This window comes from Streptomyces sp. NBC_00310 (assembly GCF_036208085.1).
In the GTDB taxonomy this organism is placed as follows: Bacteria; Actinomycetota; Actinomycetes; order Streptomycetales; family Streptomycetaceae; genus Streptomyces.
The window spans coordinates 2762869-2780395 of the sequence record NZ_CP130714.1 but is presented as its reverse complement, the minus strand read 5'-3'; the positions used below and the strand labels follow the sequence as shown (position 1 = coordinate 2780395).

Sequence of the window (17527 nt, the reverse complement as noted above, 5' to 3'; positions counted from 1 at the left end):
GACCGCAAGAGGCACCCCGTATCGCGCGACCGGCACACCCCTGCACATTGAGAAAGCGCTTCCTGCACGACGAGAGCACCACGAGAGCACGACACACCGCACGACGTACCAGAAACGGAGCCCCAGTCATGGCCCAAGCCGCAGCCGTGGCGAAACCGCCCGCGCCACCCCGGCGGCGCCGTGCCTCCGCGACACCGCGCAGGCTGCCGTACCTGCTGATCGCCCCGGCCGCCCTGCTCATGCTGGGCTTCATCGCCTACCCGGTCATCAGCGTCTTCTACTACAGCCTGCAGAACTACAACCCCACGAAACCCTGGCGGAACGGATTCGCCGGCTTCGACAACTTCGTCCACGCCTTCACCGAGGACCCCCTGTTCTGGGACACCCTCGTCTTCAGCGCCAAGTGGGTGATCGTCGAGGTCTCGCTGCAGCTGCTGTTCGGTCTCGCCCTCGCGCTCATCGTCAACCAGACGTTCGTCGGGCGATCCCTGGGCCGCGCCCTGGTCTTCTCGCCCTGGGCCGTCTCCGGCGTGCTGACCTCCGCGATCTGGGTGCTCCTCTACAACTCCCAGACGGGCATCACCCGTTACCTCGCGGACATGGGCATCGGCGAGTACGGCACCAGCTGGCTCTCCGACACCTCCACCGTCTTCTCGGCGGCGATCGTCGCCGACCTGTGGCGCGGTGTCCCCTTCTTCGCGATCCTCATCCTCGCCGACCTCCAGTCCATCTCGAAGGACCTGTACGAGGCCGCCGAGGTCGACGGCGCCAGCCGCGTCCGGCAGTTCATGCACATCACGCTGCCGCACCTGAAGGACGCGATCATCCTCTCCACGCTGCTGCGCGCGGTGTGGGAGTTCAACAACGTCGACCTCCTCTACACCCTGACCGGAGGTGGGCCGGCGGGTGAGACGACCACCCTCCCGCTGTACATCGCCAACACCTCCGTCGACGCCCACAACTTCGGCTACGCGTCCGCCCTGACCACGGTCGCGTTCGTGATCCTGCTCTTCTGCTCGATGGTCTATCTGCGGCTGAGCAAGTTCGGAGGCGAGTCCAAGTGATCACCAAGGACGCCGAGAAGGTCGCTCCGCCGCGACCCGCGCCCACGGCCGAGGAGCCCCCGCAGAAGCCGGGCAAGGTCCACCGCGCCTGGGACGAGGTCCCGCGCTGGCAGATCTACCTGCCGCTGGGGATCTACCTGGTCTTCACCCTCGTCCCCTTCTACTGGATCCTGCTCTTCGCGCTGCGCAAGCCCGGCTCGACCTCGCTCGTGCCGTGGCCGATCACGTTCGAGCACTTCGAGAAGGTGTGGAACGAGCGCAGCTTCGGGGTCTACTTCCAGAACAGCGTGCTCGTCGGTGTCGTCACCCTGCTGATGACCACGCTCGTCGCCCTGGCCGGCGGCTACGCCCTCGCCCGCTTCGACTTCAAGATCAAGCGCGGGTTCATGCTGGCGCTGCTGTGCTCCCAGTTCGTCCCGGGCGCGCTGCTCCTCGTCCCGCTGTTCCAGATCTTCGCCGAGCTGCGGATGATCAACTCGCTCTTCAGTGTCATCCTCGCCGAGACGGTCTTCCAGCTGCCGCTGTCGATCATCCTGATCAGCAACTTCATCAAGAACGTCCCGTACACGCTGGAGGAAGCGGCCTGGGTGGACGGCTGCAACCGGTTCACCGCGTTCCGGGTGGTCGTGCTGCCGCTGCTGCGGCCCGGTCTGATCGCCGTCGGTTCCTTCGCCTTCGTGCACTCCTGGAACCACTTCCTGTTCGCCCTGATGTTCCTCAGCAACCAGGACAAGCAGACCATCCCGGTCGGCCTCAACACCCTGCTCAGCGCGGACAGCGTCGACCTGGGCGCACTGGCGGCCGGCGGCATCATCGCCGCCGTACCGGTGGTCATCGTCTTCGCCTTCATCCAGAAGTGGCTGATCACGGGCTTCAGCGCCGGGGCGGTGAAGGGATGACCGTACGCAGGAGAGCGGTTCAACTCGTCGCCCTCGCGGGGGTGTTGGGCGCCACGCTCACCACCCCGGCCGGGGCCGGGTCCCGGGACATCAGCCGGGACGCGCTCGCGACGGACGACGGCTGGGCGGCCGCCGACGGTGGTACCACGGGGGGTTCCACCGCAGACGACGCCCATGTCTTCACCGTACGCACCCGGAGCGAACTGGTCCGCGCGCTCGACGGCGGCAGCGCCACCCCGAAGATCATCCGGATCGCGGGGACCATCGACGCGAACACCGCCGACGACGGCGCCACGCTCGACTGCGCCGACTACGCCACCGACGGCTACGACCTGAAGAAGTACCTGGCCGCGTACGACCCGCGCACCTGGGGCTCCGCCAAGCCCAGTGGCCCCCAGGAGGAGGCCCGGCAGGCATCGGCGGCGAAGCAGGCCGAGCGGGTCGTGCTGGCCGTCGGCTCCCGCACCACCATCGTCGGGCTCGGCGACAAGGCGGTCCTCAAGGGCGCCAGCCTCCAGCTCAACGGCGCGGACAACGTGATCATCCGCAACCTGGAACTCCGCGACGCCTACGACTGCTTCCCGGTCTGGCAGCCCAACACCGGCGGCCTCGGCGACTGGAAGACGGCGTACGACAACATCTGGGTGCGCGGCTCCAGCCATGTCTGGATCGACCACGTCACGATCTCCGACCAGGGCCACCCCGACGAGGACGAGCCGACCCACTTCGGCCGCAACTACCTCCGGCACGACGGCCTGCTCGACATCACCAACGCCTCCGACCTGGTCACCGTCTCGTGGAGCCGCTTCGCCGACCACGACAAGGGGATCCTGATCGGCAACGGGGACACGGCCACCGGCGACCGGGGCAAGCTCCGGGTGACGCTGCACCACAACCAGTTCGAGAACGTCGTACAGCGCGCGCCGCGCGTCCGCTTCGGACAGGTGCACCTCTACAACAACCGGTACGTCGTCCCGGCCGACGCCCACGACTACCGCTACTCGCTCGGCGTCTCCACCGAGTCCGCCGTGTACGCCGAGAACAACGCCTTCACCACGCCCGGCCATGTCGAGGCCGCCGACCTGGTGAAGAGCTGGAACGGCACCGCCCTGCACCAGACGGGCACCCTCTTCAACGGCTATCCGGTGGATCTCCTGGCCATCCACAACGCCTACAACTCCGGCAGCGAGCGCGATCTCACGGCCGACGTGGGCTGGACGCCTACCCTGCACCAAAAGATCGACAGCGCCGGGAGGGCCGACCGAGAGGTGGCACGCGGCGCGGGCGCAGGGAGGATCCGATGACCCCGACGAACCAGAAGAACCCGCACACCGTCACGTACGACACCCCGCTTCCGCTCGTCCTCGCGGGCGCCCGGGGCCACGGCCGCTGGCACCTGGAGAACATCCGGCGGCTGGCGGACAAGGGGATCGTCCGGCTCGCCGGGATCTGCGAGCTGACCCCGCTGGGCGCGGACGAGATCCCCGACGGTCTCGGCACGCCCGAACAGTCCGCCGACTTCGGGGCGCTCCTCGACTCCACGGGCGCGGCGATCGCCGTGATCTGCACCCCGATCCCCACCCACACCGACCTGGCGCTGACGGCGGCCCGGCGGGGTGTGCACGTGCTGCTGGAGAAGCCGCCGGCCCCGTCGTACGCCGAGTTCCGCCGGATGGCGGACGGGGTCGCGGAAGCCGGCGTGGTCTGCCAGATCGGCTTCCAGTCGCTGGGCTCGCACGCCGTACCCGCGATCCGGAAGATGGTCGCGCAGGGCCTGATCGGCGAGGTCGTCGGTATCGGAGGGGCCGGTGCCTGGGCCCGCGCCGAGGCCTACTACCGGCGGGCGCCCTGGGCCGGCAAGCGGCGCCTGAACGGCGTGGACGTGATCGACGGGGCGCTCACCAACCCCCTCGCACACGCCGTCGCCACCGGGCTCGCGCTCGGCGGCGCGGGCCGCGCCGAGGACGTCACCGCCATCGAGACCGAGCTGCTGCGCGCCAACGACATCGAGTCCGACGACACCTCGTGCGTACGGATCACCACCGCCGACGGCGGCCGCATCACCGTCGCCGTCACGCTGTGCGCCGAGGACCCGGACGAGCCGTACAACGTCGTGCACGGCACCAGCGGCCGGATCACCTTCTGGTACAAGCAGGACCGCGTGCTCGTCCAGCGGGCCGGACACGGCCCGGAGGAGCTCGAGTACGACCGCACGGACCTGCTGGAGAACCTCGTCGACCACCTCGTCGACGGCACCGAGCTGCTCGTTCCGCCGGATGCGACCGGCGCGTTCATGAAGGTCGTCGAGGCGATCCGCACCGCCCCCGACCCGATCGCGCTGCCGGCCGACGCCTGGCACAGGCTGCCCGACGAGGACCGCCGGGTGGTCGACGGCATCGACGGCCTGGTCGCGGCCGCCGCCGACACCCTCGCCCTCTACTCCGAGCTGGGTGCCTCCTGGGCGCTCCCGGAAGCTCCAGCGAAAGAGGTGAGCACATGATGACGACCGACGAGTCCCTGGTCCTGCGGGTGGCGGGCCGTCCGGTGGGCCGTTACCTCACCCGGCCCGAACTGCCGGAGCGGCTCTCCCCGCGCCCCTACCTGCATCCCGTCACCACCCTCTCCGGTACGGCGGTCACCGAACTGAGTCCCGCCGACCACCTCCACCACCTCGGCGTCGGTGTCGCCGTTCCCGACGTCGAGGGGCACAACTTCTGGGGCGGGCGGACCTACGTCCGCGACCAGGGTCCGACCGAGCTCGACAACCACGGCTCCCAGCGCCACACCGCCTTCCAGCTGCGCGACCCCGACGGCTTCGTCGAGGAGCTGCGCTGGGTGGCGTCCGGCACCGAGCTGCTGCGCGAGCGCCGCACGGTCGCGGCCACCGAACTGACCGACTCCGCCTGGGCGTTGGACTTCACTTTCTCCCTCACCAACATCACCGACGCCCCGGTGTCGATCGGCAGCCCCGCCACCAACGGGCGCCCCGGCGCCGCGTACGGCGGCTTCTTCTGGCGGGCCCGCAAGGAGGCCGCGGCCCCCCGTGTCTTCACCGCCGACACGGAGGGCGAGTCGGAGGTCCACGGCCGCCGCGCCGACTGGCTCGCCCTGGCGGGCGGCAACTGGACGCTCGTCTTCGCGGGGGCCACGGACACCACCCGCCGCGACCCGTGGTTCGTCCGCACCGGCGAATACCCGGGCGTCGGCTCCTCCCTCGCCCACACCGACCGCCTCCCGATCGAGCCGGGCGAGACCGCCGTACGCCGGGTCGTCACCGTCGTCGCCGACGGCACCCCCGACCGGGGCGAGGCGGCGGCTCTCGTCCGCAAGGCGGTGAGCCAGTGAGCGGGACACCCGGCGCGTCCGCCACCACCGCCGCTCCCTCCGTGGGTGGGGCCGCCCTCACCACGGCGGCCGGCGCCACCTCGGCGCCCGCCTTCTCCGCCGACCGGGGCGACGGCACCTACCGCAACCCGATCCTCGACGCCGACTGGTCCGACCCCGATGTCCTGCGCGTGGCCGACGACTTCTACATGACGGCCTCCAGCTTCGGCCGGGCCCCGGGACTTCCCCTGCTCCACTCCCGGGACCTGGTCAACTGGACGCTCGTCGGCCACGCGCTCGCACTCCTCGAACCGGCAGCCGAGTTCAAGGTCCCGCGCCACGACTGCGGGGTGTGGGCGCCCTCGCTGCGGCACTTCGACGACCGGTTCTGGATCTTCTGGGGCGACCCCGACCACGGCATCTTCCAGGTCAACGCCCCCGGAATCAGGGGCCCTTGGACCCGGCCGCACCTGGTCAAGGAGGGCAAGGGGCTGATCGACCCCTGCCCGCTGTGGGACGAGGAGACCGGCGAGGCGTACCTCGTGCACGCCTGGGCCAGGTCCCGCTCCGGCATCAAGAACCGGCTCACCGGCCACCGGATGCGGCCCGACGGCACCGGGCTGCTCGACGAGGGCAAGGTCATCGTCGACGCGGACCGGCTCCCCGGCTGGTTCACGCTGGAGGGCCCCAAGCTCTACCGCCACGACGGCTGGTACTGGATCTTCGCCCCCGCCGGGGGAGTGGAGACCGGCTGGCAGGGCGTCTTCCGCTCCCGCGGGTTCTTCGGCCCGTACGAGGAACGGATCGCCCTGGAACAGAAGGACACCGAGGTCAACGGGCCCCACCAGGGCGGCTGGGTGCGCACGGCGGCCGGCGAGGACTGGTTCGCGCACTTCCAGCAGCGGGGCGCGTACGGCCGGGTCGTCCATCTCCAGCCGATGCGCTGGGGCACGGACGGCTGGCCCGTGCTCGGTGACGAGGGCGCCCCCGTCGCCGTACACCGCAAGCCGGAGCTGCCGCCGCAGCCGCCGGCCGCGCCCGCCACCGACGACGACTTCCCCGGCGGCCGCTTCGGACGCCAGTGGCAGTGGACCGCGAACCCGCAGGACGGCTGGGCCACCCAGCACTCCGGCGACGGGCTGCGGCTGACGTGCGTGCGCTCCGTGCACGCGCACGACCTGCGGAAACTGGCGAATGTGCTCACACAGCGGCTGCCGGGGATCCCGGCCGTCATCGAGGTGGGGCTGAGGCTCGACAGCGAGGAGCCGGGGGCGCGGGCGGGACTCGCGGTGCTCGGGGACGCGTTCCGCTGGATCGGACTCCAGCGGGGTGCCGACGGAACCGTGCACCTCGTCCATCGGTTCGCCGAGACCGTTGCCGAGCGGGAGCGGGACGCCGACCATCCGCGTCCCGCGCCCGGGGGGCGGGCCCGGCTGCGGATCGAGACCTCGGCCGGGGCGCGCTGCCGCTTCTCCTACGACGTGGGGGAGGGGTGGGAGTCCTCGGGACAGGTCTTCGCCGCCACCCCCTGGCGCTGGGTCGGTGCCCTGCTCGGCCTCTTCGCGGTCGCGCCCACCGGCGGGGGCCACGCCGGGGCCGCCACGTTCACGCAGTTCCGGATCACCCGCTCGTAGCTCGACTCACGTCACCCGTACGCCTGTTGGGAGCCGCAATGACGCACCTCCGTAGCAAGCGCCTGCCGCACCGAGGGAGAGCCTTAGCCGCCGTCACCGCCCTGATCGCCTCGTTCGTCGTGGGCGCGTTCACCCCGGCGGAGGCCGCGGCCGGGTCTGCCCCCGAGTCCGCCGAGATCGCCGCCCAGTCCGGCCGGACTGTTGCGGCACCCCGGTGGTCCGACCGGCCGCACGGCTTCGCCTCCCTCGACGGCGGGACCACCGGTGGCGCGGGCGGCAAGGTGGTCACGGTCACCGACCAGGCCTCGCTCGCCAGGTACGCGTCCGCCGAGGAGCCGTACGTCATCCGCGTCGCCGGGGCGATCGACGTGGCGCCCTTCGGCTCGGACATCGTCGTGACCTCGAACAAGACGCTCATCGGCGTCGGCGACACCGGCGAGATCGTCCACGGGGAGCTGCACCTCAACCCCGGCACCAGCAACGTCGTCATCCGCAACCTGACGATCCGGGACTCCTACGTCGAGGGCGACTGGGACGGCAAGACGACCGACTTCGACGCGATCCAGATGGACACCGTCGACCACGTCTGGATCGACCACAACCGCTTCGAGCACATGGGCGACGGACTCCTCGACATCCGCAAGGACAGCCGGTACGTCACCGTCTCCCACAACCAGTTCAAGAACCACAACAAGGCCCTCGGCATCGGCTGGACGACCAACGTCCAGACCGAGATCACCATCGACCACAACTGGTTCACCGGCACCAAACAGCGCAACCCCTCCGCCGACAACTGCGCCTACGCCCACCTCTACAACAACTACCTCTCGGCGCAGGTCGCCGACGGCGACCCCGTGTGGACGTACGGGAACTGGTCGCGCGGCAGGACGAAGATGGTCATCGAGAACAGCTACTACGACGGTGTCCAGCACCCCTACCAGGCCGACGCCACGGCCGAGTTGGTGCAGCGCGGGTCGATCCTGAAGAACGTCGACGGACGGCGGGACGCCTGGGGCACGGCCTTCGACCCCAAGGACTTCTACGCCTACCGGCTCGACCCGGCCGCCGCCGTGCCCGCGCTGGTCACGCGCTTCTCGGGCCCCCAGAAGGCCATCGGTACGAACACCGCGCTGAACGTCCCCGGCGACTACGCGACCGTGCAGGCCGCCGTCGACGCCGTGCCCGCCGGCAACGACGGCACCGTCACGATCCGCATCGCGCCCGGCACCTACCGCGAGAAGGTCCTCGTCCCCGCGAACAAGCCGAACCTGGTGCTGCAGGGGACTGGACAAGATCGCTCGGACACCGTCATCGTCTACGACACGCCCGCCGAGTACGGCGGCTCCACCGGCAGCGCCACCGTGCGGATCGTCGCCAGTGACGTGACCGCCCGCAACCTCACCTTCAGCAACGACTTCGACGAGGCCGCGCACGAGCTGAAGGGCGAGCAGGCGCTGGCGGTGAAGACGACCGGCGACCGGATCGTCTTCGAGAACACGGCCTTCCTGGGCAACCAGGACACCCTGATGACCGACAGCCCCAAGCTCGACGTCATCAGCCGGGTCTACATCCGCGACTCGTACATCGAGGGCGATGTCGACTTCGTCTACGGCCGCGCCACCACGGTGATCGAGCGCTCCCTGATCAAGGCGCTCAGCCGGGGCTCGGACAGCAACAACGGCTACATCACGGCCGCCTCGACCTGGAAGGACAACCCCTACGGGTTCCTGATCACCAGGTCGAAGGTCGTCAGCGACGCGCCCGCCGGGACGTACCACCTCGGCAGGCCCTGGCACCCGGGCGGCGAGCCGAACGCCGTCGCCCAGGTGCTCTTCCGGGAGACCGAACTGCCCGCCGCGATCAAGTCGTCGCCGTGGACGGACATGAGCGGCTTCTCGTGGAAGGACGCGCGGTTCGCGGAGTACCGGACGTACGGGCCGGGATCCGGTGTCACCGCCGACCGGCCGCAGCTCGACGGCGCGGACGCCTCGACCCACACGGTCGCCAAGTACCTCGCGGGGACGGACGGTTGGGCACCGCATCGCGGTCGCGCCGGCCACTGAGTCCGCTCCGGGGACAGCACAGACCCCCCACAACTTCATAACCCTCGTATCCAGAAGAAGAGAGCCGTTCAATGAAGATCAGCAATCGCAGAAGCAGGCGCGCCGCCGTGGCCATCGCCCTGGGATCCGTACTCGCGCTGACCGCCACCGCCTGTGGTGACGACGGCAGTGGCGCGGGCGGCGACAAGGGCTCCGAGGGCAGCGGCAAGGGCGAGATCGTCTTCTGGGACAACAACGGCGGTGTCCGCACCGACATCTGGAAGGAGGTCATCGCCGACTTCGAGAAGGCCAACCCGGACATCGACGTCGAGTACGTCGGGATCGCCTCCACGGAGTACCAGTCCAAGGTGGACACGGCCATCCAGGGCGGCGGCCTGCCGGACGTCGGCGGTGTCGGCGCGGCCATGGCCGCCGGCTTCGCCGCGCAGGGCGCGCTGGAGCCGCTCGACGACCGGCTCTCCAAGTCCTCCCTGAGCGGCAAGCTCAACGAGTCGATGGTCGAGTCGCTGAAGTCCGCCGGCGGCGGCGACGCCCTCTACTCGATCCCGACCTCCGCCAACAACGGCGTCCTCTACTACCGCACCGACCTGTTCAAGGCGGCGGGCCTGGCCGAGCCGACCGACTGGGACACGTTCTACGAGGCCGCCGAGAAGCTCACCGACAAGGACAAGAACAAGTTCGGCTACACCATCCGCGGTGGCGCCGGCTCCATCGCGCAGGCGCTGGACGCGATGTACGGGCAGTCCGGGATCACCGAGTTCTGGGACGCGAGCGGTGAGAAGACCACCGTGAACGACCCGAAGAACGTCGAGGCCCTGGAGAAGTACGTCGGCCTCTACAAGAAGGTCACGCCCGCGGCCGACCTCAACAACGACTTCACCAAGATGGTCGCGCAGTTCGACTCCGGCACGATCGGGATGCTGAACCACAACCTGGGCTCGTACCAGGACCATGTGAAGGCGTTCGGCGACAAGTTCCGGGGCATCCCGCAGCCGACCGGCCCCGGCGGCAAGCGGGTCCAGGTGTCCAACCCGGTCGACGGGCTCGGCATGTTCAAGAGCTCGAAGAACAAGGAAGCCGCCTGGAAGTTCATCGAGTTCGCGACCTCGCACGAGGAGAACTCCAAGTTCAACAAGTCGGCCGGGCAGGTGCCGTCGAACAACGACGCCGCGAAGGACACGTGGATCTCCGAGGCGGAGCCGACGAAGCTGGCCGCCGCCGCGCTGACCGACGGGTCGACGACGATCGTGCAGCTGCCGTACTACCTGCCGGACTGGAACACGATCTCCAAGGCCGACAACGAGCCGGCCTTCCAGAAGGTGATGGACGGGCAGACGAGCGCGAAGGAGTTCCTGGACTCGCTGGCCGACCAGTTGAACAAGGCGCAGGCGGAGTGGCAGAAGCAGAAGGGCTAGAGAAGGGCTGAGAGCTCGGTCCGGTTCGTCCGTGGCCGGCTGCGGGTTCGTGGCCGGTCGCGCCCACGCGGCGGAGCCGCACTTCGCAACAGCCCGCGCCCCCGAGGAAACGGGGGCGCGGGTGGCACCCCCCACTCGGAAGGCACCGCACAACCTCCTTATCCCGCACGCCTGTTGAGAAAGGCACCCGCACGTGTCACTCACCCGTAGACAGGTCACCACCGCGGCGCTCGCCGCTGTTCCGCTCGCCGTCGCCGCCACGGGGCCCGCGTCCGCCGCGGCCTCGCCCGGCGGGGCCCGTCGGGAGCGCACGATCTATATCGCCGGTGATTCCACCGCCGCGCAGAAGTACGCCGACGCCGCTCCCGAGACGGGGTGGGGCATGGCGCTCCCGTTCTTCCTCCGGTCGGGGCTGAAGGTCTCCAACCACGCCGTGAACGGCCGTAGTTCGAAGAGCTTCATCGACGAGGGACGGCTCGACGTCATCCTCGACGCCCTTCGGCCCGGGGACCTCCTCGTCATCCAGTTCGGGCACAACGACTCCAAGGTCGCCGATCCCACCCGGTACACCGAGCCGTGGACGACCTACCAGGACTATCTGCGCCAGTACATCGACGGTGCGCGGGCCCGAGGGGCCCGGCCCCTTCTCGCGACCTCCGTCGAGCGCAGAAAGTTCGACTCGGGCGGCAACGCCGTGCCGACCCACGGCGACTATCCGGCAGCGGCGATCGCTCTCGCCGCGGAGGAGGGTGTCGCGCTCCTCGACATCCAGGCGCTGTCGATCGCGTTGTGGCAGAAGCTCGGGGTCGAGGAGACCAAGAAGTACTTCAACTGGACCGGGACCGAGCAGGACAACACGCACTTCAACCCGCCGGGGGCGATCGCCGTGGCGCGGTTGGTCGCCTCCGAGTTGCTGCGGCGGCGGGTGCTCGCTCCGCGGGATGTGCGGCGTCTGGGCGACGAGATCCCCGACTCCTGGATCACGTGGCCCGAGGCGTAGCTCTCCGCTCGCAGGCCGGTTTCTGACCACGGCCCCGTCGCGGCTGGTCGCTTCCATGCGGCGCGGCCGCGGATCGACATGGCCCCGCGCCCCTGACGGGGCGCCACCTCCCCCGTTTTGCTTCGAAAGGAACTCGCACTCATGCGTCCTCGTATCTGGCATGCCCATGCCATCACCGCCGTCGTCGGCTGCACCGCACTCGTGCTCGGCGTCACCGGGACCGGTGTCGCCCAGTCCCAGGGGCGTGACCTCGGTCGCCAGGTCCTCGGTACAGGTGACGGCTGGGGGTCGGCGGAGGGTGGTACGGCCGGTGGCTCGACGGCCGGTGCCGAGCACGTGTACACCGTGACCACCTGGGCGCAGTTCAAGGCCGCGCTGAAGGACGGCGGTGACGCGCCGAAGATCATCAAGGTCAAGGGCATGATCGACGCCGTTTCCGAGGGATGCGAGGCCTTCGTCGCCGGCGGCTACGACCTCCAGCAGTACCTCAAGGACTACGACCCGGCCGTCTACGGCAACGACAAGGTCGCCATGGGCCCCCAGGAGGACGCGCGGGTCGCCTCCGCCGCCAACCAGGACTCGGAGATCAAGGCCAACATCCCCAGCAACACCACCATCGTCGGCGTCGGCAAGAACTCCGGCATCCTCGGCGGCAGCCTCCAGATCAAGGGCGTCTCGAACGTCATCATGCGCAACCTCACCATCGAGGCCCCGCTCGACTGCTTCCCGAAGTGGGACCCGACCGACGACAACAACACCGGCAACTGGAACTCCGAGTACGACGCCGTGGTCGTCTACGGCACCGACCACGTGTGGCTCGACCACAACACGTTCACCGACGGGCGCTACCCCGACAGCGAGCGGCCGGTCTACTTCGGCAAGGTCTTCCAGCAGCACGACGGGCTGACGGACATCGTGCGCGGCTCCAACTACGTGACCGTGTCCTGGAACCGCTTCCAGGACCACGACAAGAACATGCTGATCGGGAACGGCGACGGCCTCGCCACCACCGACTCCGGCAAGCTCAAGGTCACCATGCACCACAACCGCTTCGACGGGATCCTCCAGCGTTCCCCGCGCGTGCGGTTCGGACAGGTGGACGTCTACAACAACCACTACGTGATCACCGACGAGCAGAAGGACGACTACTACATCTTCGGTGTCGGCATCTCCTCGCAGCTCCACGCCAGCGACAACGCGATCTCCCTGCCGGCGGGTGCCAGTGTCGGCAAGGCCCTGAAGAAGTGGAACGAGTCGCCGCTCACCGCCCAGAACAACTACGTCAACGGCAGACTGACGGACCTCATCGCCGTCCACAACGCCGAGATCCCCGCCGAGACCCTCCAGTCCGGCGCCGGGTGGACGCCCACCCTGCGGACGAAGGTCGACTCGCCGCGTGCCGTGCCGGGCATCGTCGCGGGCGGCGCGGGCGCCGGGAAGGTCTGCTGATGACCGGTTCCGGCCGGACGTTCGGCAGGCGGTCGTTCGTCGTCGCCGGTGTCGGCGCCGCGCTCGCGCTCGGCGTCGCGCCCCACGCCCAGGCCGCCCGCGGGCGCCGGGTCTTCGGGCGGTACGGGTCGCCGTCCGCCCGGCTCAGCGAGCAGACCCTGTACGTGGACGCCGGCGGCGCCGGTGACTTCACCACCGTCCAGGCCGCGGTGACCGCGAGCGGCACCGGATACACGCTGGTCCTCGCGCCGGGCGTGTACCGGGAGACGGTCGCCGTCGGTGTCGCCCGTACGGAGATGACCTGGATCGGGGCCTCCGGGAACGCCCGGGACGTCGTCGTCGTGTACGACAACGCGGCCGGCACCCCGAAGCCCGGCGGCGGCACCTACGGCACCACCGGGTCCGCCACGACCCTGGTGCAGGCCGACGGGTTCACCGCGCGGGACCTGACCTTCGCCAACGACTGGCTGCGCGCCGACCACCCCGGCGTCAGCGGCACCCAGGCCGTCGCCATCAAGGTGCAGGGCGACCGGTCGGCGTTCCTGCGGTGCCGGTTCCTCGGGCATCAGGACACCCTGTACGCCGACTCGATGGCACTTGGCACCTTCGCCCGGCAGTACTTCCGCGACTGCTACGCCGAGGGTGACGTGGACTTTGTCTTCGGGCGGGCCACGGCCGTGTTCGACCGCTGCCACTTCCACACGCTGACCAGGACCGATCTGGCGTCCGCCCCGTACGGGTTCGTGTTCGCCCCCTCCACGGCCGGCGCCAACCCGCGCGGCTACCTGGTCACCGGCGGCCGCATCACGAGCGAGGCCCCGGACGCCCACTACAAGCTGGCCCGCCCCTGGGTGCCCAGCTCGGACACCACCGCCCGGCCCATGCTCACCGTGCGCGAGAGCCGCCTCGGTGCCGGGATCGACGCGGTCGCGCCCTACACCAACATGTCGGCGGGCTTCCCCTGGCAGGACCAGCGGTTCGCCGAGTACCGGAACACCGGACCGGGGGCCGTCGTCTCCGTCCCCGCGAACCGGCCCCAACTGACGGCCGCGGAGGCCGAGTCGGCCACCCGTGAGGCGTACCTCGGCGACTGGACCCCGTGGGAGAGGTGCTGAGATGCGCCGGCGCACACTGCTCACCGGGATCGCCGGCGGCCTGGCGGCCGTCGGCACGACCCCCGCCCTCGCCCGGGGCACCCAGGGCCGCCGGGTCCTGCACGTCCGGCCCGGCGGGTCGGTCCAGGCCGCAGTCGACGCCGTCACCGGCCCCGGGTGGACGATCGTCGTCCACCCGGGGACCTACCGGGAGGTCGTCAACATCCCCGCGCACAAGGGGGAGTTGACCGTGCGCGGCGCGTCCCGCGACCCCCGCGCCGCCGTCGTCGTCTTCGACCGCGCCAACGGCACGCCCAGGCCCGAGGGCGGTACCTACGGCACCGCGGGCTCCGCCACCTTCACCTCGGCGGCGCCCGGCCTGACCGTACGCGACCTGACCCTCGCCAACGACTGGCTGCGTGCCGACCACCCGGACTACACGGGGACGCAGGCGGTCGCCGCGTACGTCACCGGGGACCGCTCGCACTTCGAGAACGTCCGCTTCCTCGCCCACCAGGACACCCTCTTCGCGGACACCACCGCGCTCGACGCCTTCGACCGGCAGTACTACCGCCACTGCTACATCGAGGGTGACGTGGACTTCGTCTTCGGGCGGGCCAGGGCCGTCTTCGACGCCTGCCACTTCCACACCCTCCAGCGGGACGTGTCCTTCACCCCCAAGGGCATGGTCTTCGCCCCCGCCACCGCCCGTGCCAACCCCTACGGCTTCCTCGCCCTGCGCGGCCGGATCACCTCCGGCGCCGAGGACGCCGCCTACAAGATCGCCCGCCCCTGGGTGCCGTCGTACGAGACGACCGCCTGGCCCTCGCTGGTCGTGCGGGACACCTGGATCGGCCCCGGTATCGACGCCGTCGAGCCCTACACCAACATGCGCGAGGCCTACCCCTGGCAGAGCATGCGCTTTCGCGAGTACGGCAACTCCGGTCCGGGCGCGGTGATCACGGTGCCGCAGAACCGGCCCCAGCTGACGGTCGCCGAAGCCGGGGCCCACACGCGGCGGACGTATCTGGGGGAGTGGAGGCCGTATGGCCGCCGGTGAACCGACAGGCGGTCGCGAGCCGGTGGGCGCCCCCGGCTCGCCGGGGGCCCATGGACCCGTGGGGCGCCGCGCGTTCGTCGTGGGCGCCGGGGCGGCGGCGCTCCTCGCGGGGGCGGGAACGGCGGCGGCCGGGGCGGAGCCCTTGCCCGTCGCCGCGGCCGCCACCGAGGCCGCCGCGCTGGAAGGCACCCTCCCCGACTTCCACCCCCTCCTCAAGGACGAGCTCCGCTTCCCGCTCGCCTGGGGCACCTCGCCGATCCGGGACTTCCGCACCTGGCGGCGGGTGGCCCGGGCGAAGGTCGAGGAGCATCTGTTCGTCGCCCGGGACGAGACCCCCTACGCCCCCGAGTTCGGTGAGCGGCGGACCGAAGGCGAGGGCTACACACGGGAGTTGGTCACCTTCTCGCTCACCCGGTACGGCCGGGTGAGGGGCGCCCTGCTCACCCCGCACGGCACCGGACCGTTCCCGGCCGTCCTCCTCCTGCACGACCACGGCGCCAAGTTCGACATCGGGAAGGAGAAGCTGGTCCGGCCCTGGTTCGACGAGAGCCGTCTGGCCTCGGCGCAGGGCTGGGCCGACCGGTACTTCAGCGGACGGTTCGTCGGCGACGAACTGGCCCGGCGCGGATACGTCGTCCTCGCCGTCGACGCGCTCGGCTGGGGCGACCGGGGCCCGGTCACGTACGAGGAACAGCAGGCCCTCGCGAGCAACCTCTACCACCTGGGCTCGTCGCTCGCCGGGCTCATGGCCCGGGAGGACGTGCGCGCGGCGGCCTTCCTGGCCGGGCTCGACCGGGTGGACCGGCGCCGGGTCGCGGCCCTCGGTTTCTCGATGGGCGCGTTCCGGGCCTGGCAGACGGCGGCGCTCAGCGACGACATCGCGGCCGCCGCGAGCGTGTGCTGGATGACCGGCCTCAAGGAGGTCATGGTCCCCGGCAACAACATCCTGCGCGGCCAGTCCTCCTACTACATGCTCCATCCCGGGCTCGCCCGGTACCTCGACTTCCCCGACGTGGCGAGCATCGGCGCCCCCAAGCCGATGCTCTTCCTCCACGGCGGCCAGGACCCCCTCTTCACCAGTGAGGGCGTCCGGGTCGCGCACGAGAAGCTGCGCGCCGTCTGGCGCTCGCGCCACGCCGGGGAGCGGTTGGACCTCCGCATCCGGCCGGACCTCGGCCATGTGTTCACCGCACCCGTGCAGGACGACGCCTTCACATGGCTGGACGCCGTTCTGTAGCACGTCCGTTTTCGTCCGTCCCCTCTGCGTCACGACGAAAGGACCCGCACACCATGCGTCGTACGAGGATCTCCCTCACCGCTCTCGCCACCGTCGCCGCGACCGCCGCCGGCCTCGGCATCCTGGCGACCCCCGCCCAGGCCGCCACGGTGGTCGTCAGCAACTCCACCGACCTGTCGAACGCCATCAAGAACGCCACCGCCGGCACCACCATCCAGGTGCGCGGCGGCACGTACTACCCGACGGCGACCATCCAGTCGACGGCGAACGGCACCTCGTCCAGCCGGATCTACCTCCAGCCGTACGGCTCGGAGACCGTGAAGATCGACGGCTCGAACCTCCCCGACGGCGACTGGATCTTCAAGCTGACCGCCGACTACTGGACCGTCTCCGGCATCACCTTCCAGAACTCCCCGGACAGCGCGGTCGTCTGCCAGTCCTGCGCCTCCACGGTCTGGGACAACATCAAGACCATCAACGGCGGCGACTCCGGCTTCACGCTCACCGGCGACAGCACCACCAACAACACCGTCCGCAACATCGACTCCTACGGCCACTACGACCCGGCCAACCACGGGGAGAACGCCGACGGCATCGCAGTGAAGTACGGCTCCGGCAGCGGCAACCTCATCACCGGAGCCCGCCTCTACAACAACTCGGACGACGGCCTGGACTTCTGGTCCTTCTCCTCGCCCGTCACCGTCGAGCACACCTGGGCGATGGGCAACGGCAAGAACCGCTGGTCGGACTCCGCGTTCGCGGGCGACGGCAACGGCTACAAGCTGGGCGGCGACGGCGAGACCGTGGCCCATGTCATCAACAACTCGGCCGCCTGGGACAACGCGGGCAACGGCTTCACCGAGAACAGCAACAAGGGCGCCATCGTCATCAACCGCACCACCGCCTACGCCAACGCCAAGTGGGGCTACTACTTCGCCACCGGCGCGGCCCGCCTCGGCAAGAACCTGGCGGTCAGTAACGGCGGCGGCTCGGTCAACAAGGGTTCGTCCGTCGTGTCGTCCGGCAACAACTGGGACTCCGGCATCTCGACCCCGTCGTTCCGCTCCACCGACGCCTCCTCGACGTACAACGCCCGTTCGTCGAGCGGCACGCTGCCCGCGACCACCTTCCTGACCACGGGCAGTACGACGATCGGCTCGACGATGAACTGACGACCGGCGCGGTGCTCGTCCGGCACGCCGGGCAAAACGATTCTGTCGACACGGAGCCGGTGCGACCCCACACAGTGTTGCGCGACGAACAGCGCATGCGCATCTGAGTGGAGTGG

14 protein-coding genes are annotated in these 17527 nt (G+C 70.1%); all 14 read left to right on the top strand.

Annotated elements, in window-relative coordinates:
* Positions 1-128: 128 nt before the first annotated feature.
* Positions 129-1064, top strand: coding sequence for a carbohydrate ABC transporter permease (locus OG202_RS12245; RefSeq protein WP_326583680.1), 936 nt, complete (start codon positions 129-131; stop codon positions 1062-1064).
* Complete coding sequence (locus OG202_RS12240; protein ID WP_326583681.1) at positions 1061-1963, top strand: carbohydrate ABC transporter permease; 903 nt, start codon at positions 1061-1063, stop codon at positions 1961-1963. Before OG202_RS12245 ends, OG202_RS12240 begins: the two co-directional genes overlap by 4 nt.
* Positions 1960-3267, top strand: coding sequence for a pectate lyase family protein (locus OG202_RS12235; RefSeq protein ID WP_328222730.1), 1308 nt, complete (start codon positions 1960-1962; stop codon positions 3265-3267). Before OG202_RS12240 ends, OG202_RS12235 begins: the two co-directional genes overlap by 4 nt.
* A complete protein-coding gene (locus OG202_RS12230; RefSeq protein ID WP_327730313.1) occupies positions 3264-4463 on the top strand; it encodes a Gfo/Idh/MocA family protein in 1200 nt (399 codons plus the stop codon). The genes OG202_RS12235 and OG202_RS12230 overlap by 4 nt, the downstream gene beginning before the upstream one ends.
* Positions 4463-5308 (top strand): PmoA family protein, encoded by an 846-nt coding sequence (locus OG202_RS12225; RefSeq protein ID WP_326585877.1) that lies wholly within the window; start codon positions 4463-4465, stop codon positions 5306-5308. Before OG202_RS12230 ends, OG202_RS12225 begins: the two co-directional genes overlap by 1 nt.
* Positions 5309-5349: 41 nt before the next feature.
* Entirely contained in the window at positions 5350-6921 is a 1572-nt protein-coding gene (locus OG202_RS12220) for a family 43 glycosylhydrolase (protein ID WP_443052342.1), read from the top strand.
* Between the two features lie 38 nt (positions 6922-6959).
* Entirely contained in the window at positions 6960-8984 is a 2025-nt protein-coding gene (locus OG202_RS12215) for a pectinesterase family protein (protein ID WP_327730314.1), read from the top strand.
* 71 nt (positions 8985-9055) lie between these two features.
* Entirely contained in the window at positions 9056-10399 is a 1344-nt protein-coding gene (locus OG202_RS12210; RefSeq protein ID WP_326583685.1) for an ABC transporter substrate-binding protein, read from the top strand.
* Between the two features lie 193 nt (positions 10400-10592).
* Positions 10593-11399, top strand: a complete 807-nt coding sequence (locus OG202_RS12205; RefSeq protein ID WP_327730315.1) for a rhamnogalacturonan acetylesterase — start codon at positions 10593-10595, stop codon at positions 11397-11399.
* Between the two features lie 141 nt (positions 11400-11540).
* Positions 11541-12848, top strand: a complete 1308-nt coding sequence (locus OG202_RS12200; protein WP_327730316.1) for a pectate lyase family protein — start codon at positions 11541-11543, stop codon at positions 12846-12848.
* Positions 12848-13963 (top strand): pectinesterase family protein, encoded by a 1116-nt coding sequence (locus tag OG202_RS12195; protein ID WP_327730317.1) that lies wholly within the window; start codon positions 12848-12850, stop codon positions 13961-13963. Before OG202_RS12200 ends, OG202_RS12195 begins: the two co-directional genes overlap by 1 nt.
* 1 nt (position 13964) lies before the next feature.
* Positions 13965-15002: a pectinesterase family protein gene (locus OG202_RS12190; protein WP_327730318.1), complete on the top strand. Its 1038-nt coding sequence runs from the start codon at positions 13965-13967 to the stop codon at positions 15000-15002.
* Positions 14989-16239, top strand: a complete 1251-nt coding sequence (locus tag OG202_RS12185) for a dienelactone hydrolase family protein (RefSeq protein ID WP_327730319.1) — start codon at positions 14989-14991, stop codon at positions 16237-16239. The genes OG202_RS12190 and OG202_RS12185 overlap by 14 nt, the downstream gene beginning before the upstream one ends.
* Before the next feature lie 53 nt (positions 16240-16292).
* Entirely contained in the window at positions 16293-17411 is a 1119-nt protein-coding gene (locus OG202_RS12180) for a right-handed parallel beta-helix repeat-containing protein (protein ID WP_326583691.1), read from the top strand.
* Positions 17412-17527: the final 116 nt, after the last annotated feature.